This is a genomic window from Chitinibacter sp. ZOR0017 (assembly GCF_000799095.1).
Classification (GTDB): domain Bacteria; phylum Pseudomonadota; class Gammaproteobacteria; order Burkholderiales; family Chitinibacteraceae; genus Chitinibacter; species Chitinibacter tainanensis.
This window is the reverse complement of sequence record NZ_JTLG01000015.1, coordinates 1-20,449: the sequence shown is the minus strand read 5'-3', so window position 1 is coordinate 20,449 and position 20,449 is coordinate 1. Positions and strand designations below refer to the sequence as shown.

General features: G+C 47.8%; 16 protein-coding genes. 14 read left to right on the top strand and 2 right to left on the bottom strand.

Features of this window, described 5'->3' with window-relative positions:
* Positions 1-387: 387 nt before the first annotated feature.
* The 3 genes from groES to L991_RS16350 all read left to right on the top strand — a co-directional run bounded on the left by groES (position 388) and on the right by L991_RS16350 (position 3,419).
* Positions 388-675, top strand: a complete 288-nt coding sequence (gene groES / locus L991_RS04805; RefSeq protein WP_028449632.1) for a co-chaperone GroES — start codon at positions 388-390, stop codon at positions 673-675.
* 72 nt (positions 676-747) lie between these two features.
* Complete coding sequence (gene groL / locus L991_RS04800) at positions 748-2,385, top strand: chaperonin GroEL (RefSeq protein ID WP_028449633.1); 1,638 nt, start codon at positions 748-750, stop codon at positions 2,383-2,385.
* 128 nt (positions 2,386-2,513) lie between these two features.
* Positions 2,514-3,419, top strand: coding sequence for an ankyrin repeat domain-containing protein (locus L991_RS16350; protein WP_052190622.1), 906 nt, complete (start codon positions 2,514-2,516; stop codon positions 3,417-3,419).
* Between the two features lie 36 nt (positions 3,420-3,455).
* Here L991_RS16350 and L991_RS04790 read toward each other — a convergent pair whose 3' ends face one another.
* Positions 3,456-3,911 carry an acyl-CoA thioesterase gene (locus L991_RS04790; protein ID WP_028449634.1) on the bottom strand — a complete coding sequence of 152 codons (456 nt, stop codon included), beginning with the start codon at positions 3,909-3,911 and terminating at the stop codon, positions 3,456-3,458.
* Positions 3,912-4,166: 255 nt separating this feature from the next.
* Here L991_RS04790 and L991_RS04785 point away from each other — a divergent pair, with 255 nt between their 5' ends.
* From L991_RS04785 to L991_RS17220, 4 genes are all read left to right on the top strand, one after another.
* Positions 4,167-4,814 carry a TnsA endonuclease N-terminal domain-containing protein gene (locus tag L991_RS04785; protein ID WP_047392908.1) on the top strand — a complete coding sequence of 216 codons (648 nt, stop codon included), beginning with the start codon at positions 4,167-4,169 and terminating at the stop codon, positions 4,812-4,814.
* Positions 4,815-4,816: 2 nt separating this feature from the next.
* A complete protein-coding gene (locus tag L991_RS04780; protein WP_047392905.1) occupies positions 4,817-6,712 on the top strand; it encodes a helix-turn-helix domain-containing protein in 1,896 nt (631 codons plus the stop codon).
* 2 nt (positions 6,713-6,714) lie between these two features.
* On the top strand, positions 6,715-7,614 hold the full coding sequence (locus tag L991_RS04775; RefSeq protein WP_047392902.1) for a TniB family NTP-binding protein: 900 nt from the start codon (positions 6,715-6,717) through the stop codon (positions 7,612-7,614).
* Positions 7,615-7,714: 100 nt separating this feature from the next.
* Entirely contained in the window at positions 7,715-8,608 is an 894-nt protein-coding gene (locus L991_RS17220; protein ID WP_156128989.1) for a hypothetical protein, read from the top strand.
* A gap of 235 nt (positions 8,609-8,843) precedes the next feature.
* Here the strand turns inward: L991_RS17220 and L991_RS17215 are convergent, their stop codons facing one another.
* Positions 8,844-9,329 carry a 3'-5' exoribonuclease gene (locus L991_RS17215; protein WP_156128988.1) on the bottom strand — a complete coding sequence of 162 codons (486 nt, stop codon included), beginning with the start codon at positions 9,327-9,329 and terminating at the stop codon, positions 8,844-8,846.
* Between the two features lie 143 nt (positions 9,330-9,472).
* On the opposite strand from L991_RS17215, the gene L991_RS16880 reads away from it, so the two are divergent.
* The 7 genes from L991_RS16880 (at position 9,473) to L991_RS04740 (ending at position 20,353) form a co-directional block, all read left to right on the top strand.
* Entirely contained in the window at positions 9,473-10,492 is a 1,020-nt protein-coding gene (locus L991_RS16880) for a TniQ family protein (RefSeq protein ID WP_081986539.1), read from the top strand.
* Positions 10,493-10,684: 192 nt separating this feature from the next.
* Positions 10,685-10,894, top strand: a complete 210-nt coding sequence (locus L991_RS04765) for an AbrB/MazE/SpoVT family DNA-binding domain-containing protein (protein WP_047392911.1) — start codon at positions 10,685-10,687, stop codon at positions 10,892-10,894.
* Positions 10,891-11,799: a DUF4007 family protein gene (locus L991_RS04760; RefSeq protein ID WP_047392897.1), complete on the top strand. Its 909-nt coding sequence runs from the start codon at positions 10,891-10,893 to the stop codon at positions 11,797-11,799. The genes L991_RS04765 and L991_RS04760 overlap by 4 nt, the downstream gene beginning before the upstream one ends.
* Complete coding sequence (locus tag L991_RS04755; RefSeq protein ID WP_047392893.1) at positions 11,792-15,223, top strand: hypothetical protein; 3,432 nt, start codon at positions 11,792-11,794, stop codon at positions 15,221-15,223. The genes L991_RS04760 and L991_RS04755 overlap by 8 nt, the downstream gene beginning before the upstream one ends.
* Positions 15,216-16,043, top strand: coding sequence for a phosphoadenosine phosphosulfate reductase family protein (locus L991_RS04750; RefSeq protein WP_047392891.1), 828 nt, complete (start codon positions 15,216-15,218; stop codon positions 16,041-16,043). Before L991_RS04755 ends, L991_RS04750 begins: the two co-directional genes overlap by 8 nt.
* A gap of 9 nt (positions 16,044-16,052) precedes the next feature.
* Positions 16,053-18,440 carry an ATP-binding protein gene (locus L991_RS04745; RefSeq protein WP_047392889.1) on the top strand — a complete coding sequence of 796 codons (2,388 nt, stop codon included), beginning with the start codon at positions 16,053-16,055 and terminating at the stop codon, positions 18,438-18,440.
* A gap of 11 nt (positions 18,441-18,451) precedes the next feature.
* Positions 18,452-20,353 (top strand): hypothetical protein, encoded by a 1,902-nt coding sequence (locus tag L991_RS04740; RefSeq protein WP_047392886.1) that lies wholly within the window; start codon positions 18,452-18,454, stop codon positions 20,351-20,353.
* The last annotated feature ends 96 nt before the right edge of the window (positions 20,354-20,449 follow it).

The window sequence follows — 20,449 nt, the reverse complement described above, 5'->3', positions numbered from 1 at the left end:
GTGGTTTAAGGCAGCGGTCTTGAAAACCGTCGGGGATGTGAGTCCCCCCAGAGTTCGAATCTCTGCGCTTCCGCCAAAATTCAAAGCCCTGATCCTGCGATCAGGGCTTTTTGTTTTTCTGCGCCCCAATACCCCACCCTGTATTTCGCCCAAACGCATTTAAATCAAGACCCACCGGGCTATACCCCCAGAGCATCTCCCGCGTCGCCGCACCAACCTCCGCCCTTGCGTCGAGAGCATGACAAGCCGAGAAATTTTTCACGCAGGCTCTTGAAAAACCGCCTCGGCGTCCCTACCATTTAGCACTCAAACGGGGCGAGTGCTAAGCGCTCACTCCGCTAACCAGACAACTGTAATTTGACTGTCCTACTCAGGAGTTTTAACACCATGAAAATCCGTCCATTACACGACCGTGTTGTGATCAAGCGCGTTGAAGCCGAAGAGAAAACTGCTTCTGGCATCGTTCTGCCAGGCAGCGCGACTGAAAAACCAGATATGGGTGAAGTGGTCGCAGTTGGCTCAGGCAAAGTGCTGGAAAACGGCGAAGTACGCGCCCTGACCGTCAAAGTGGGTGACAAAGTGATTCTGGGCAAATACAGCGGCCAAACCGTGAAAATCGACGGCGAAGAGCTGACCGTACTGCGCGAAGAAGACATCTTCGCCATCGTAGACTAAGCCCGGCTTTAACTTTGTTAAGGGATCGGCCCATGGCCGTATCCAGTGAACTGAAGAATTTGGAGAAATAACATGGCTGCTAAAGAAGTTCTGTTTGGTGATAGCGCACGCGCAAAAATGGTTAACGGCGTTAACGTACTGGCCAATGCCGTTAAAGTAACTTTGGGCCCTAAAGGCCGTAACGTGGTACTGGAGCGCTCATTCGGCGCCCCAACTATCACCAAAGACGGTGTATCGGTTGCCAAAGAAATCGAACTGAAAGACAAGTTCGAAAACATGGGCGCGCAGATGGTGAAAGAAGTGGCGTCTAAAACTTCTGACATCGCTGGTGACGGCACCACTACCGCAACCGTATTGGCTCAAGCCATCGTGCAAGAAGGCATGAAATACGTTGCTGCCGGCATGAACCCAATGGATCTGAAACGCGGTATCGACAAAGCCGTTTCAACCCTGGTGGCTGAGCTGAAAACCATCGCTAAACCATGCACTACCAGCAAAGAAATCGCCCAGGTTGGCTCGATCTCTGCGAACTCTGACGTTGTAATCGGCGAGAAAATCGCTGCAGCAATGGACAAAGTAGGTAAAGAAGGCGTGATCACCGTTGAAGACGGCTCAGGTCTGGAAGACGAGCTGGACGTGGTTGAAGGTATGCAGTTTGACCGCGGCTACCTGTCACCATACTTCATCAACAACCCAGACAAACAAATCGCCGCACTGGATAACCCATTCGTGCTGCTGTTCGACAAGAAAATCAGCAACATCCGCGATCTGCTGCCAGTTCTGGAGCAAGTTGCCAAAGCCGGCCGCCCTCTGCTGATCATCGCCGAAGACGTTGATGGCGAAGCACTGGCCACACTGGTGGTGAACAACATCCGCGGCATCCTGAAAACCGTTGCCGTGAAAGCCCCAGGCTTTGGTGACCGTCGTAAAGCCATGCTGGAAGACATCGCGATTCTGACTGGCGGTACTGTGATCGCTGAAGAAGTGGGTCTGAGCCTGGAAAAAGCGGATCTGTCACTGCTGGGTCAAGCCAAACGCATCGAAGTGGCGAAAGAAAACACCACCATCATCGACGGCGCTGGCGCCGAAGACGCGATCAAAGCACGCGTAGCAACTATCCGCAAACAAGTGGAAGAATCAACCAGCGATTACGATCGTGAAAAACTGCAAGAGCGCGTAGCCAAACTGGCTGGCGGTGTAGCAGTGATCAAGGTGGGCGCAGCCACTGAAGTGGAAATGAAAGAGAAGAAAGCCCGCGTTGAAGACGCGTTGCACGCTACTCGCGCCGCAGTTGAAGAAGGTATCGTAGCCGGTGGTGGCGTTGCGCTGCTGCGTGCACGCTCTACCATCGCTGAACTGAAAGGCGCTAACGCTGATCAAGACGCAGGTATCAAGATCGTACTGCGTGCGATCGAAGCGCCACTGCGCCAGATCGTACAAAACGCCGGCGACGAGCCAAGCGTAGTCGTAGCAAAAGTGCTGGAAGGCAAAGGCAACTTCGGTTACAACGCGGCTTCTGGCGAATACGGCGATATGGTTGAGATGGGTGTACTGGATCCAGCTAAAGTTACTCGCTCAGCGCTGCAACATGCGGCTTCAGTAGCGGGCCTGCTGCTGACTACTGACTGCATGGTCGCTGAACTGCCAAAAGACGACGCACCTGCAATGCCTGATATGGGCGGCATGGGTGGCATGGGCGGCATGATGTAATCACCTGCGCCTCGCGCGAAAACGCCACTGCCCGTGCAGTGGCGTTTTTTTATGCGCAGAATTTCACTTGAAGGAAAACCTTACAGCCGGTACAGTCATTCCTCCCAACCGCGTATGAGTATGTCATCTTGCATCCGGCGATCGTCAGCCTACTAGGCCCCAATGCCGACTTTTATCCCCACCAGCTGGAAAACTGCTATCCGCGGATTCTGGAGCAGGTGCTGTTGTATTGGGGGAGCGAGCAGCTGGAAGCCTATATTGCCGAGCTGGCAGTGGATGAACGCGGTGACCGCCAAGGCTTCCCGCCCGAAGTCGCCTCCGAGCTGTTTGCCCTGCAACGGCTGCATCAGCAGCAATTCCCGCCCGAACAACCCGAGCCCGAGCAAGCCTGGGATCACATCGTTGATATCGATTACGACCAAAGCAACGACGACCGCATCAGCACCCGCAAAGAGTTTTTTCATGCGGTAGAAACCGGCAATACGCTACGCGCCTTGGTGCTGCTGAAATCGGGCGTTGAAATTGAGAGCCGTGATGAGCTTGGTAAAACCGCGCTGATCTGGGCGGCCACCCTCGATCATTTACCGCTCGTGGGTTTGCTGCTCTCGCGCAGCGCCAATACCGAAGCGCAGGATGATGGTGGCTTTACCGCCCTGCACTGGGCCGCCGCCGAAGGCCATTTGCAAGCCATGAGTCTGCTACTGGAGCATGGCGCGCAACTTAATAGCCAAACCAAAAATGGCATGACCCCGCTGATGCAAGCGGCCACCCGTGGCCAGCATGCGGTGATTCGGCTGTTGCTCGAGGCTGGCGCAGATTTGCAGCTGGCCGATCTGCAAGGCCAAACGGCACTGATGCACGCTCTCCAAACCAACCATTACCGCAGCAGTGAAACCCTATTGCTGCAGCTCACCAAGCAAAGCCAACGCGGCACATGGGTGGCCACGGCGCTGCAAATGGGCCTTACCCACAGCAACCCCGCCATCCGCCAGCTATTTACCCGCCACCGTTTCGAGCTACAGAACGGCCTGTAAATCTGCCGCGCGCTGCCGGCAGCCAGGATAATCTGGCTAGCGCTGCTGCAGCCGCTGATTGCGGCGCGCTTCGGCCTCCACCCAGCGGATAACTTCCTGCTCATTGCTCGCGATCAGCGGCTCGATTTCCAGCGGTGTGCCTTCTTCGCTCATCGCCACCATGGTGAAGTAGCAACTGTTGGTATGGCGCTGGGTTTGCGCGCGGATGTTTTCCGCCACCACGCGAATGCCGATTTCCATCGAGGTGCGGCCGGTGTAGTTGACGCTGGCCATGAAATGCACCAATTCTCCGACAAAAATCGGCTGCTTGAAGGTGACCTGATCAACCGACAAGGTGACGGCGTATGCGCCGGCGTAGCGGCTGGCGCAGGCATAGGCCACCTGATCCAGCTGCTTGAGCAAGGCGCCACCGTGCACCTTGCCGGAAAAATTGGCCATATCCGGCGTCATCAGCACCGTCATGGTCAGCTGGTGTTTGGGTAAGCTACTCATATACCTACTCCCTGTATCAACCGCAACGCTATATTATTGTTTGTTTACAGGGCAATACCAATAAAAAACGGGGCTAAGCCCCGTTTTTGTTCACATCTTGACTACGCCGGCGTTTACTGTCGCCATCACAAGAAAACGAGATTTTTCTGCGGCTTTGCAGAAGATGGACTATAAGTGTATGAGACTATTCGCTTTAAGTCGATGAGACAGAATCGGACAGTTTCTCATCGACTCTGATCGAGGTATTTGCGCATCATGCCAGTACGTCGCGTCCCCAAGAACTATCTCACGGTAACCGGAGCATTCTCCAGCAAAAAGAATGGTCGAATGCACTCATTCGAGTCCTTACTCGAACGTGACTATATGTTACTACTTGAATTTGACCCTGAGGTTGAAAGTTTTGAAGAGCAGCCGGTCAAAATTCCTCTAACTGGTAAAGGGCGCAGCGCGAAGAAATATGTACCCGATGTGCTGGTCAAATATCATAACAAGCCAGCAGAACTCACCGAGGTCAAACCCAGCCAAGATCTCAAGCGGAATGCTGACAAATATTCCGCCAAATTTGAACAGGCAGCGCAATTTGCAAAAGATCAGGAATGGGTATTCACCAAAGCCACTGAGCACGAAATACGGGGCCCATACCTGCAGAACCTGAAGTTTCTGCGTGAATACCGAAACATCCTGCCAGCCGAGCAAGACGTGGCGCGAGTAATTGAGGCACTTCAACTGGCCGACGGCGAACTCTCAGTAGATGCCTTACTACAGCAACTCGGCGGAGATGATTCCGGCATTTTGCACTGGGCACCAGTAGTCTGGTTCATGCTGATTAATGGCCAATTAGCTGCGGTACTGGATGAGCCGTTATCCATGCAAAGCATGCTTTATCTTCCTGAGCAAGCCTAGTCATGAGCACAAGCGTTCTGTTTCTGAATAAAGGCGACACCTTCGTACATGGTGATCGCGAGTACGTGATCGTGGCGCTGGCTGACCTGACCCATGTTTTGGCCAAAGCAGTTGGTACACAGGAAAAAGTACTCATCGATATCAGCACCATTTTGCCCCCAAAATCGGTGAACGAAGCCCCCATTACTGGTGCGCTACCAGTCGCAGTTGATCTATCTGAAGTATCCGACGAAGAATGGCAAGAAGCCGAACGCAAGAAAAACCTGCTCGAGCCACTTCTAAATCCATATGAATCAGCCAAAGATGCAGTAGACCGAATCGTCAAGGAGTCTGGTGTGAGCCGTCCGACTCTTTATCGCTGGTTGGCGGCCTATAGGGAAACTGGATTACTTTCGTCCCTGTTACCGACCAAGCGGAGCGGCGGCCGTGGCAAGGGCCGACTACCGATTGAAATCGAAGCCATTATCCGGGAACGAATTGAGAATTATCACCTAACAGAGCAGCAGCCCTCCGTAGCCAAAACAGCAAAAGAAGTTCAACGCCTTTGTCGGAATGCTGATTTACTAGCTCCGCACCTAACCAGCATTCGGCGACGAATTGAATGGATTACTCAGCAGGAACGTCTTAGCCGCCGCAAAGGAGCGCGAGCCGCTAGCCTGCAATTTGATCCTAATCTTGGCTCCATTCCAGATGCAGAGTGGCCACTCGCTTTGGTCCAAATGGATCACACGCTTTTGCCGGTCATGATTGTCAGCGATATATCCCGTAAGTCGATCAAACGACCGTGGATTACGTTAATGATCGATGTTTACAGCCGAATGATTTTGGGAATGTATTTGACGCTAGACCCACCATCCGCCATGTCGGCCGGAATGTGTGTATCCCACGCCATTTTGCCAAAAGAAAAATGGCTACATGACCTGGGTGTAGATGTGAGTTGGCCCTGCTGGGGCGTCATGGGCTGCTTGCATATGGATAACGCTCGTGAGTTTCGCGGTGAAATGCTACGCGTCGCTTGCCATGAATACGACATCGACCTGAATCTTCGTCCAGTAAAAAAACCTGAATATGGCGCGCATATCGAACGGCTGATGGGTACCGTCTCAGAGAATCTCAAGCACCTGCCAGGTGCTACATTTTCCGGAATAGATGAAAAAGGCGATTACGACGCAGAAAACAAAGCCACGATGACGCTATCCGAACTGGAAAAATGGCTGATTCTAATGATTGCGCATTACCACAACAGTCTTCATACCGGCATTGGCTGCACGCCACTGCAGAAATGGAAAGAGGGTTTACTGGGCGGCAATGGGCAGCTTCCGCGGGGTCTACCCGCCCGCCGACTCGATGAAGAAAAAATCAGGCTCGATTTTCTGCCTTTTGAAGAGCGCTCCGTCCAAGATTACGGGGTAGTGCTGGACGACATTTACTATTTCCACGATGTCTTGCGCCCATGGATCAATTCGCGTGACCCGAAGTATCATCGACACGCCCGACTCTTTCGTTTCCGGCGTGACCCGAGAGATATCAGCCAGCTGTATTTCTTTGATCCCAACAGCCAGCACTACTACGCCATACCCTATCGCAACACCAGTCTACCGGCAGCCAGCATCTGGGAGCTACGCGATGCAAAATCTCAACTCCGCAAAGAAGGCAAGAAAAACATCGATGAACGAATGTTATTCGATCTGATTAACCGCCAACGCCAACTGGAAGATGAGTCTGCCGAAAAAACCAAAGTTGCACGCCGCGCCCAGCAGAAACGAATTGAACACGACAAATCGCGAAAAAATCTGGCCAAACGTTTACCAACTGTAGCAAAGGCAACGCCAAGCGCAATGCCTCCAAAAATTGAAGGCTACGATCCTTCGGCCATCAGATCATTCGATGAGGAATAGCTTTGACAAAGCCTAACTACTCACACCTAGGGAAAAAAGCCAAAGAACTCATCACCAGCTCCGATCAAGAGCGCATCATTGCTATTCAATCTGGATCTTGGATTTCCTATCCAAGAGCAATTGAAATTCTTGATAAGCTGGAACGGCTTTTAAATTATCCCGAGGTTACAAGAATGCCCAACATGCTGATTGTTGGCCCGTCAAACAACGGGAAAAGCTCGATTCTCGAACAGTTTCAGCATCGCCACTTACCTGATTTAAATCTCGATGGAGATGCTGCCGTGGTGCCGGTAGTTATGGTTGAATCCCCTTCGCATCCAGATGTAAGCGATTTTTATGGTCGCATTCTCGACAAGCTGTTCATCGCCTATCCGCCACGGGCAACACCAGCCGAACGTTGCCGCCAAGTAAAACATATCTTCGAAACATTAAAAGTGAAAGTGCTACTGATCGATGAAATTCACCATCTAATTGCAGGTAGTCTCAGCAAACAGCGCGACTTTCGGAATGCAATTAAAAGCCTCGGTAATGAATGCAAAATCTCAATCGTAGCGGCAGGGATTGAGGAATCCTACAATGCGTTCAACACGGATACCCAGCTATCAAATCGCTTTGTTCCCGAAACTTTGCCGCGATGGCGGCTTGATACCACTTTTGGCAGCATTTTAATGACGTTAGAGCAGCGCATGCCATTAAAACTGGCGTCCAACTTGTATGACACCGCAATGGCACAAAAGCTCCTGTGGCTATCAGAAGGCACGCTGGGTGATACATGCGACTTACTGAAGCTGGCTGCCGAGCATGCAATTACGAATGGCGACGAACGAATCACAATCAAATTGCTGGATAATTTGCCCTGGATCCCACCATCCATGCGGAAAGCGAACCCAGTACAGATGTAAGAAAATATATTGCAAAAATTCTGCTTTAACCCTCAACAACCTCAGCAAAATATAATAAAATTTTAAAACACATTTCCTCAACAACCCTTAGGAAGTTAAATTGAATTTTGAAGAGTTCGATCCAGAAATTGGCGTTGATGAATACTGCCATAGAATACATTCATTTTTATTCCCAAACTCAACCAGCAAAAATGTAGATGCAGCAAAATTAGATTTAACCTATCGCATTTACCCCAAAGGTTCAGTATTTTCACGAGTTAGACCAATAAGAGAAGCAGAGGTAAACAAATATTCTTCAGGACTGGTAACTCTAAAGGATTTTCTTCCACCGACACGTAGCGTCACACAAATACCAATAGGTCGCTTCAACAACCAAGGAGAGCGTAAACTCTATCTAGCAGATCATCCCTTTGTCGCAATACGGGAATGTGACATTAAGCCTAACACTTACTTTCTAATTAGTTGTTTTTCACTAAAAATGGACATGCGCTTTATAGAAGTCAACTCCAATGGATCAGCATTTTGCAAATTATTAAACAAACTTTTCCAAAGCAAAGACCAACGATTTTATCAAGTTATAAATCGTGTCTATGAACGTTATCTAAATTATGACTGCTTTCAAGGAATAGCATACGAATCCGTTAAAGTGCACACAGGCTATCGGGATCAAGTCTGGGGTGAAGTCAAATCGACTACCAACCTTGCTATGACAGAAGGAAATATTTCATCTGCCAAGCTTGTTACTGGTTGGCTTGCTCAATGTGGAGCAAACCATAGCATCAAACTTCAGAGAATATTTAAACCACTCAACCCAAAAAAGAAAAATAAATTAACGTCATATTTACATCAAGAAAATAAATCAAAATTTATCTCAGAACATAAGCAAGCAATGAATGACATTAACAATCTCACGAGAAAATCTGAGCTATCCATCCAAAAAGGGAAATTCATTAATGATGCACAATATCCGATCAAATTTAATTTGAAAGACTAGCTACATGAAGAACAGCTCCGTTAAAACCTCCAAGCCGAGGACTGCTATCACTCACCCGCTGAATTCGCCAGAGCATTTCTTAATCAAAATGATATAAATTGCCAAACGGTTAGTAAATCAGCGAAAGAATGTACACTTTCGGGTAGCAGAGTATTGATCCAACATACTGGCTTCATGTAAATACTGGAATTCACTTGTCATCAATTCCACGTCTCTATTTAGAAGTTATACGATTTTATGCATGCGTTTGATTAGCCATGTATGCCAACCAGCCCGCCCGATGAGCATGGGCGTCAAACAAAGTGTGATGCCAAGGGCGCTCAGAATTGTGATAACGCTCTACTGCATTATTAAAAACAGATGTATCGATAAGTGGTCGTAGGTCGTACCATCCCGTTAGATTCGTTGGCCAAGGCCCATCAAATGAAGCAGCAAGTAAGCGGCGGTCATGCTCCGAATCACAAGCCAGCGTCACGCTGCGTGGTAACGTCGCGAACCATCTACGAATTAATTCCCCGATTTCGTTCTTTCGGACAATAGCAGTTTTGACCCGCCCTAAATTTGCCCACACTTCAGTCTGAACAAATGAATTACATTTGCTTCTGTCAAAATCTTGCACCTCTAGATAAAGCGAGTGCTGACCATCTTCTGAAACAAAACCAATGCTTATCAGCTCGCAATCAACGAAATCCGTGAACTCAGTATCAAGAAAAATTATCATCCCTCGCCTTATTTATTTTGTCTGACAAGCACTATACATAACGAATGCTAAACCCATTTGAACAGAGACAGAATGAAGTGGCGGATTTAACTTTATACATGAACTATGTCAGCCAAACGTAACCATCTAGCATTCAATGGATTATGCAAAATCTAACCCAAGCACTATGGACGATACACCCCAAACCGCTTGATGACGAATTGCTGTCGTCGTGGCTAGTCAGAATTGCTCACATGCACGGCCTGAAGGTCGAAACGTTTTGCCACCTCAAGTTCGGAAAAGAGCGCCCACTTTGGAATCGAGACATTGATCGCTTATCTCCGGATTGGCTAATTACAGAGATTTGCTCGCACACAGGTTTAAGCACTGAAGCCGGGCAAGCAACAACGTTACGCGCATATGAGCACATCCTTTATCCGCATTTTCATTCCGCAGGATTGTTGCGCTGGATACTGCCGTTAAAAATGTACCATCGCACACGCAACGGTTTTGGCATGCAATTTTGTCCTGCCTGCCTTGCCCAAGATTCAGAGCCATATTACCGTCGCAGGTGGCGTGTTGGATTTAATGTTTTTTGCCCGACTCACAACTGCATGCTTCATGAGCGGTGTCCACGCTGTGAAGCACCGATAATCTTTCATCGACTGGAACTTGGTCGCCCAGATATAGTTGACGTCGGACCACTCAGTACTTGCTTCAAATGCGGGTTGGATTTACGCGACACCGTGACTGAGGCTCCTGAGCCTTATGATCGAATAGCATATCAAGTTTTAGAGCGCGCAATCGCATCACTTGATGCACCTGCGGATCACAACGGAACCAGTATTAACATCGGATTTTTAAGCGTATTACATCAGCTGTGTAAATTGATGACGAGTCGCTATAAGTCTGCGGCTTTACGCAAGCATATAACAAATGAACTCCGGATCGATGATATTCCACTTGCTGATCTTAGACTGCCTTTCATATTACGCCCGCTCCATGAACGCTGGCATCTACTGCAATTGGCTGCATGGATTATGGCGAGCCCAGAACTCAGGCTCACAGCGGCTTGGCGTGCAAAAACAATCCGTTACAACCACCTAGAAAAAGACTTTACTGATCCGCCAGCATGGTACTCCACAATAGTTAATGAATTCTCGGACTGGCGAGTGGCGAAGTAAGTCAAAAGTAGACCCAGCAAAACCATCAACTTCGCCCCCACTTCCAGGAAGCCCTCATCAAGCAGAAACCAGTGATGGAAGCTCTCAACCGTTTGTCAAATAAGTTACAAACGCGCATTCTTCTCATCAAAACGTACAAAAAAATACCAAAATAAGTAGTAAAATAGATCAAAATAAAGCATGAAAAATGACATGAAAAGTACAAACGAAGTATTTTTTGATACTAAAACAGTGCAAAAACTTGGGAGAATCGCTCTGAGCGACCCATTGCTTCGGAATGCAGGCCTCCAAGAAGGGGATGCTGTGGATATATATTTTGACGTTACCAGCAAGCGCATTATTATTCAGCGCGCAGAAAGCCCTGTAACGGATAACGTCAACAGCCAAAGGAATAAAGAATGACAACAAGGTCAGAGCAAATAGAGCGCTTTTCTGGACACGAATCTTTCGTTTGCCGCTACGGGTGGCTGCCAAAAATATATCGCGCAGTGCTTGCGAATCCACGCATTCTGCGGGATGAGGAACAGGCGATGTCGGTGCTTGGAATTGGTCGGAACATGGTTAAGTCACTCCAATTCTGGGCTGAAGCTAGCGGAGTGATCCAGTCCACCGGAGATGGTGGGCACGCACCTGGTCCTATTGGTTTGCGTCTCTTTGGAGAAGCCTGGGATACCTATCTAGAGTCACTGGAGTCTCTTTGGCTTATTCACTGGCAATTAAGCACGCGTGCAGGCCTGGCAGCATGGAATGAAGTTTTTGGGGAAGGGCGCTTGATTCGTTTCGAACGTGCCCGTCTGGTACAAGCATTAGACCAACGCAGCAAGTCTTTAGTGCGTTCATTAGCTCCGTCAACGCTAGAACAACATGCCTCGCTTTTTATTCAGACCTACCTACCCTCAGAAAAAAACTCGGACGATGCCTCGTGGAGTCCGTTACAAGATTTGGGTCTACTTAAAGCAACAAAAACAGAAGATGGCCGAACCCTCTACAGTACCGATATTCATGTCCAAGTTGAACTGACACCAAGGATTTTTGCATTAGCATTGGTAGACTTCTTATTAAGCCAAAAACAAAGTGCTACTACTGATTTCAATAGCCTCCTTAAAGGCGACTACAGCCCCGGCGTGGTTTTCAGATTAAACGAACACCAACTTAGGCTGCTTATTGAGCGCACCATTGACGGCCCGCTTAGCGGAGCACTTCGATTCGTTGATACCGCAGACACGCAAGGCATTGTCCTGACTTCAAACCAATTAGATCCACAGTTCCAATTGTGGTCACCAAAAGAGGCGCTGGAAAATGCCTGAGCAAATTATCTCCCTACTAACACTAGACGGTCAGCACACACGTTCAATTTCTTTAGAGCGAGATTTAAGCGACGATCGAATTATTGAGAGCTATCTCTTAACCCCCAACAGCATCAATGCAATTCGCCTGATCGCTAATGATTTGACATCCGGACATGCGCAACGCGCTTGGAAAATCGTAGGACCCTATGGAAGTGGTAAATCAGCATTAGGGGTAATGCTCGCGCAGCTAATGGCAGGCCCAGAAGCACATGGGGCAGCCGCAACGAGTTTGCGTGCAGTTGCCCCAAGCATTGCAGATCAATTTGAAACCGTACATCGCTACTGCTTAGCAGTAGTTGGGTCACGCCTTTCGTTTGGCGCAGCCCTAGCAACCTCAATATCAGATGCTCTTGCTGGACTTGATAAAAGTATCGCGTTTACTACGTTACAGATGCAATTCGATGTTGCAAAGGGAACCTACAAGGGTCTTCCTTTCAATAGTGCAGCTGGTGAAATGGCCGTTGATTTTGCCGCAGCACTTCAGAGGAATGGTTACCAAGGCCTTACATTGCTTGTTGATGAGGTCGGCAAGTTCATTGAACATGCAGCCCTGTACCCTGCAGAAGGTGATTTGATTGCAATTCAGCACGTCGCAGAGGCTGCTTGCAAACTTGATGATAACAAATTGGCTGTAATTGCCATGCTACACCAACATTTCGCCAGCTACGCTGCGGGAGTTGGTCGCTCTCTAGGCGATGAGTGGCACAAAATTTCTGCTCGCTTTGCGGAAATTCCATTTGATGAACCAATCGAGCGATATGCCCACTTTGCGCGTCATTCTCTGGGCAGCTCACAGCAATTACTGCTCAACCAAAAGCTGATCACAGAAGCACAATCACTCTACGCTCGCGCGGTTGAACTCGGCATACTACGAACAACATCTGAATCAGATAAAGCACTCCTTAAGGAAGCCGAATACCTCTATCCACTCCATCCTCTGACTTTAGCCGCAATAGCAACCGTATCAAAGAGATTTGGTCAGAGTGAACGTACTTTTCACGCTTTTCTAAAAGGTTCCGAACCGAACGGACTTCGCGATTTCGCTCAGAAACACGCAATAGGGAATTGGTATCGTATTTCTGACCTCTACGATTTTTTAGCTGGAGGCTATGGACTCCGCTTTAGAGATCTTGGAGCTGAACGCCGCTGGGCATTTGCTCAGGAGGCCATTCTTCGAATCACACAAGATGCAATTGCACTAAGTGTACTAAAAGCCATTGCCATATTTGAATTAGCTCAAACTGGCCTTGGAATTACTGCCAACGCAGAAACCATTGCTTATGCACTCGGCGGCACAGATGTTTCTGAAATTTCCAGCAAACTTGCAATTTTAGTCGAACAAGGCGTGCTCATTAAGCGGAAAAGCAATACGGAGTTCACGCTTGCCGTTTCTGATGCCGTCAATATTGAAGGGCTTTATGAAGAAGCTGCACGCCGGAATGAAAACGACCTGATACAAGAGGGAATTAACGCAGCACTATCCAAACGTCCAGTCGTAGCAACACGTCACTACGACAAAACAGGAACCATCCGGACAATGGGAGTTCTCGTTGGCACAGCTGAAAACTGGCCTCAAATACCCAAACAAAAAACAGATGAAACGCAGCCTGATGGTTGGTTAAAAATTATATTGGCTGTTGCGGGTGAAGAAGATTCAACGCGTCCTTTGAAACCCATTGAAGACGATGATTTGCTCAGTGTCAGCGGCTACTTAGTTTTGTCTACAGAAGGACGAGCCGCCTTAACTGACTTTGCAATTTGGCAAGCAATCATGCGGGAGGTATCCGCAAAGCGCCTAGACCCATGGTCCACCCGCTATGTTGAAGGCCGCCTCCAAGAAGCCGCAACCAGCGTGGAACGCATAGTTACATCCGCACTTATGCCGTCAGCGGAGTTCCCCGGTGCAACCTATTGGCATCTCGGCCATACAATCCATGGCAGCGAGTTAATGAATGCAAGTCAGCTGGCATCGTGGCTGTTTGACAAAGTATTCCCAAAGACACCTTGTATCGTAAACGAGCTGATTAACAAGGATAAGCCCGCATCACCAATCGTAATGGCACGGCAACGCATGTTTGATGTCATTCTCAACGGAAATGAAACGACGCCAATCTGCGGACAAAATGAATACCCTCCAGAACGTCTCATACATACTTCGTTACTTCGCGAGACGGGCATTTGGCATGAACATAATGGTCAATGGTCCCTGCATGAGCCAACGAGCTCTGCCTCCAATAATATTGAATACGTCTGGGAAGTCATCGCCACCGGCCTAGGGAATGCCGAACCACAAACCTTCGAATCTCTACTCGGGCTTCTTAAAGCACCGCCTCTTGGTGTTCGCGCAGGGCCTGCAAGTGTTTGGATTGTAATGTACTTGCTAGTAAACAGGAGCCGATGCGCCATATTCGAACGTGGATCACTTGTGTTGGAGCTTACTTCTGAACATCTCCAACGCATGTTCAAAAGCCCTAAAATTTTCACGCTGAGAGAACTCGTGAATGCAGACGGCAACATTCGCCTGCTAACGGATTATCGGAATGCTCTGGCAGCAATAGGCTGCGAGTTAGGTCAGAATGCTTCTTACCTTGACGTTGCCCGAACCTTAATTCGCTGGTTTATTCGTCTGCCCGACTTTAGCAAACAAACTCAGCGCATTGGCAAAGATGCAACGCTAGTACGCTCAATGATTAGCAAAGCAACAGATCCAATCGCCCTACTCACTCAGACACTACCTAAGGCACATTTTGAGTCCAAGTCCACAGACTCGTTCGCGATTTGGCTTACTAATGCGCTAACAGATCTGGGAATTGCCTATCGCAAGTTACAAGAGGACGTTGCAGTAGAGCTCAATAGAGGATTCAAAATCAGCGGGCCTTTGAATCGCATTAGAAATCAGCTTCAGGCAGAATGCAGCAAAGAGGGATCCACACTTGCAGATGCCAAACTAAAAAGTTTCATTTTGCGTTGCACGGATCTGATACTGAGCGATGAAAAATGGTTAGATTCCGTTGGTAGCCTGATTGTAAGGCGTCCTCTAGACTCATGGTCTGATGACTCAATCAGCGACTTCCAACAGGGGTTGTCCGAACTTTGCGGTCGATATCAACGTTGGATGCAGGTTGTGATGCGCCGAGGAGTAGCTCCTAGAGCTGCGGAGCGCTTTGTCGGCTTGACGCTAACGATGGCCGGAGGTGAAGAGCAGGCCGTATTTGTGGCTACAACGGACTCTTCAAAAGCGCTAGCACAAAACGTACTAGCGTTGGTCAAGAACACGGCGCAAGGAGATGCCCAAATGGCTGCTGCTGCGCTTGCTCAAGCCATTATGGATCTGCAATTGATGGCTGACATACAGCAAGAAGAGGAAACCAAACATGGCTGAAGAAAAGCGTGTTCGACATATCCTGAGCCTTTCAGGCGGCAAAGATAGCGCAGCCTTGGCCATCTATATGCGGGATCGAGTTCCAGAAATGGAATATATCTTTAGCGACACCGGCAAAGAACTCCCTGAAACCTATGAATACTTGGATCGCATCACAAGTTATCTAGGTAAAGAAGTTATCAGATTAAATGCCGATGTTGGTTTTGATCATTGGTATGAAATGTATGGTGGCATGATCCCTTCCAATCATCGTCGCTGGTGCACGCGAGCACTGAAACTCAAACCATTTGAGCAACATTGCGGAGATGATGAAGTAATCAACTACGTTGGTTTGCGTGCAGAAGAAAACCGTAGTGGTTACATTAGCCACAAACCTAACATTAAGGCCGTATATCCATTTAGAGAAGACGGCTTGGTGCTTCGTGATATAGAGGAGATTCTACGCACATCGGGCGTGGGAATGCCGCCCTACACGAAATGGGGAAGAACTAGATCAGGCTGCTATTTTTGTTTTTATCAGCAAAAGATAGAATGGGTTAGGCTCAAAGAAACCTATCCAGATTTATATGAAAAAGCTAAAGAATATGAACGTCCATATGAGAAAACAGGCAATTTTTTCACATGGAGCCAAGGTGAAAGCCTAGCAGAGCTAGAGCAGCCGAAACGCGTGGAACAAATCAAGCGCGAACACGTGATTCGCATCGAACGTCTAAAATCTCGAAAAGAAAATGCCACTTTACTGGAAATTTTTGCAGATGCAGACACTGCCGAGGAACGCGATGAAGACGATGATCAAGGCTGCTTGGTTTGCCAGCTTTAGGAGGCGTGATTGGGACTAACATTTAAAGCGCGAGTGCTTCTTGAGCTCGGTGCGGAGCTCATTAGTTCCGACGGAATGGCGCTATACGAACTAATCAAGAATGGATTGGATGCTGGCTCAGAAGAGATTGGCATCGAGATTCAAATTGTCATGCAAACCTCAATGAAGCGGGCACTTCTGCGCAAATGGAAAGACACTAGTCTTGCATGGAATGCAGAGCAGTTCCTAGCTGAAGTCGAAGCGGGTATTGATAGTAGCGCCCCAGACGATGCAGTCGAAGATTTTATCGGCGCTCTTCAAACTAACTCGCGGACAAATGCACTGGCGACACTCGAGGACACTTGCGCAGAGCTAAATTTCATCAAAGTCATCGATTCCGGCACTGGAATGAACGATACTGCGCTGAATTTGTGCTATCTAACCGTAGGAACTACAAATCGACTTGAAGAAAAAAATTTTCTCCTCGAAGATAACGAAGACGAAGATAGTCACAACGAACGCATTCCATTGGGAGAGAAAGGAATTGGCCGCCTCGCAGCGATGCGCCTTGGCCATTTCGTACAGGTAGTGTCTGCAGTAGAATCGGAGCCCCGAGAATTTGTGCTCGACTTGGATTGGCGACCAATTTATGCCAATCCAATGCTCGACCTAGATCACTGGTCGCTTCAGTTCGAGCCAGTTATTGGGCCCTTCAAATCAAAGCCCAAAGGAACGACTATTGTCATCAAGGATCTACAGTCTGATTGGGATCTGGACAAGCTGAAAGAATTATCACGATTTGACCTAGGTAAGTTGGCTGACCCCTTCAAATCATCAGTAGCCAACCAATTTTTGAGTGTTCAATTCCAAGGTAAAGAGACAAACCTAATTCCCGTATTTGAGTCTGCACGCCTGAAATCAGCGGATGCAGTTTGTACTATTACATTCCGTGCGGGAGCTATAGCTGCTGAATCTACAGACGAAAGTTGTGCAGAACTCACTATTAAGACGGTATATAGCCATTATAGGCGAGAAGAGGAGTTGACCCATGCAGGCCCTCACTTGGCAACTGTCGTAAGCTATGAACCTAAGCGAAAGAAAAATGCAGAAAAGCTAGCGCGTTCCGATGAAGTCGTTGAAGCCCTGAAAACTCTTGGAGACTTTGAAGCAAAGTTTTACTGGTTCAACCGTGGGAGATTCTTGCGAGAAGAGAAAGTGCTGTGGGCAGGTGGACTTGGTGATTTTGTTCGCCATTGGAGCGGTGGGCTTCTAGTCTTTCGCGACGGCTTTCGCGTGTATCCATATGGCTCCGCCCAAGATGATTGGTTGGATTTGGACAGAAAAGCTCTTGCCAGCTCGGCATACAAGTTGAATCGCGCCCAAATTGTAGGCTACTTACGAATTAGCTCGAAGGGAAATCCAAAGCTTGTCGATCAAACCAATCGAGAAGGATTCAGAGACTCTCCTGAGCGAGAAGCTCTTCGGCGCCTACTTCGCCAAGCAATTATTGCTGACTGTAAGTCATTTCTAGAAAAGGTTGATAAGGAAAATAAAGTCGCCGACGAAGAGACCTTACAGGACATCGATGCCCGCATCGTAGATTCAAGCCAAAGTGCAGCCCAAAATCTAAAACGCTTAAAGGCGCGTGTTCCAGCAGAAACTGCAACTATTCAAAGCGTATTGCAAGAATTAGGCGAAGTGCAGGATGCATGGAATCGTGCCAAGCAAACACTCAAATCAAAAAATGAAGAAGTTGAAACCTACACGCATCTTGCTGGCGTCGGATTGATGGTAGAACTCCTCGCTCACGAATTAGCGAGAACAACTCAGGATGCGCTCGATCTCTTGGCCGATAAAAAAACGGCGAATGACCCCAAAAAGCTCCAAGCACTTGCATCTGTACTGAAGACATTGAATAAGAGAATTCGTGTAATCGATGTACTTAGCATTCCCGGTCGACAACGGAGAGAAACACTTGAAATTCCAGAGCTAATAGCAGAAATGAAAGATTTCTATGAAACGAAATTTGCTCGGCATAACGTTGAGTTCAACATGGCTGTTTCTGGAGGACGAGCCTTCACACGTAAAGTCGAGCGAGGACAAATCATTCAGATATTTGACAACATTTTCAATAACTCTGTCTTTTGGTTGGCGCGACGCATAAATCGCAATGAACGCGCGAAAATCAATGTTGATATTGATACTGTCCGCAAGTTGGTCACCATCTCCGACAATGGGCCTGGGATTTCTGAAGATATTGGAAGTCGTGTCTTTGATGCCTTTTACACCTCAAAAGGGGCAAATGGCCGAGGCCTTGGATTATATATTTCTAAAAAACTCGCGACTGAAAATGATGCAGAGTTGGGGTTACTTCCAGCGAAGGAAGGCACCCATCAAGGCTTCATATTGAAATTCTAAGGGGGGGTAAAATGAGCCTTTTAAAGGCCTTTAAGGCGGGAGTGGGGAGCGTTGTTATCATTGATGATTTGTATCTAGCACCAAACCCAGAGACTATCAATGGCGACGCTTTGGCTATATTCTATAAGGAGCTTAAAGCATCGCCAGACAACTGTGCCGCTCTTAGCGCCCTTTTGGAAATTCAGAGCACCAACCCCGAGGTACTGCTGAATGCAACAAACGAGAGTCTGTCGAAGATATATAACGCACATCTTGCCGGTCAACATCACTTTCTTCAAAGCCTCTTTGTTGATTTAGACGAGCAGCACACTGCAGAACTGCGTCGGCTACGAAATTTGGAGCAAGTTGTTACTGAATACTTTGGCGTTACTCCCAAAACCTTTGGGAGTTTAGAAGACGCGCGTGCAGATTTGAATGCATGCTCTGTTGTGTTCATTGACTTCTTTCTAGAAGGGGTTAGCAATCATGAAGAAGCACGATTGCATCACAAGGCAATAAGTGATGAACTTGCAACCAAAATCGTTATTGACGAGGAGTCGTTCCCAAAAGTAATCGTTCTCATGTCTACCTCATTGCCGGCACCAAACGAGCTTGCTCTTTTTAGAAAGGATACTGGTGTACGAGGTGCTTTCTTTCATACCATGGACAAGGCTGACTTTTCACCTGCTGAGATAGAGTCTCATTTAAAAGAATTTGTTGAGTCTTACGAATCGGCCAAACAGCTAAGTGGGTATCTTGACACGATTGAACATGAGATTTCTGCAGCTGCAACGAGCCTAAAAATTGAGTTAAGAAGCAGACTCGATGTTCATGACTTAACAATTCTAAAGACTCTGCGACTGGACGGAGAAAGTGATACACCCCAATCTTATTTAACTCTACTGCTTTCTGAGGCTTTGGCTGCACGCGTTCGGATGGCAAAAGGGTTACAAGAGGAAGTTCTCCCAGAGGGGCATGCCTACGGAGATGCTCCTTTTGATGGGAAATTGCTGCCCTCAAGCGTGCTCTTCGAATTATTTGCTGATATAGCTGTTGCGCCTACTCCCACTTCAGACAACATTAAAATTGCTTTTGGCGATGTGCTTGAGTCTCTTGAGGAACATTCGAAAGGCAAATTATTTCTGGCAATATCCCCAGCATGTGACCTTCAGCGTTGCCAATTAGATTATGAGGTTTTATTCATTCCAGGAAACATAATCGAAAGCAATGCAGATTTATCCACACTAATTGACAGCTCTTACAAGTTTGGTCAAGGTGGCTTGGTTCTAAAATTACCATCAGCAGAGGATGGTTTTTCTTATAGCAAAATTAAATTTGAATACAAATTACTAAAAACATTGCCAGTTTCTGCTGCTCAGAATAATCAAAAATATAGGAGAGTTGCACGACTCACAGAGGTTTTTGCTCAAGAGTTAAAGACCCTTGCGTTAAATCATACTGCTCGCGTAGGTGTACCGATTGACCCATCCTTTTCAATCGGTTTGAAGGTAAAGGTACGATATCATTTCACTGCAGACAAACAAGGTGAGCCAGTGGTCACAGGAGAGTTTGACGCCGACGGATCAGAGTTTTTACCAGCGGTACTCGCCATGGGACGCCAATTGGGCGACAGTGACCTAAATCCTACGGTGATGTTTTCTCGGCAATTCAAAGCGAAACTACAAAAAGCACTCGCCGAAAAGCATGATCAGCAAAATAACAAAAAACTAAAGGTAATCGAGAATCATTTTGCCAATCCAGAGAGTTACAAAGTCGCGTTAGACCGTAACAGCAGAGGCAAGACGCTTCTCAATGGACAAATCGTCATAAAATACTCCGCCAAGCTCCCTCAACTAGGACAACCAAAGAATTTTGAAATCCACTTGTATTCAGAAGTCGAGGGGGATCAACCCGCGGAGGAAGGGGAGCTGTAAAATACACTGGACCGCCCAAGTGTAGTGGCACACTGAATTTGGCCACCTGATTAGAGGTGTTATGCTGCACCTCATACACAATTAGGTGACTCAATG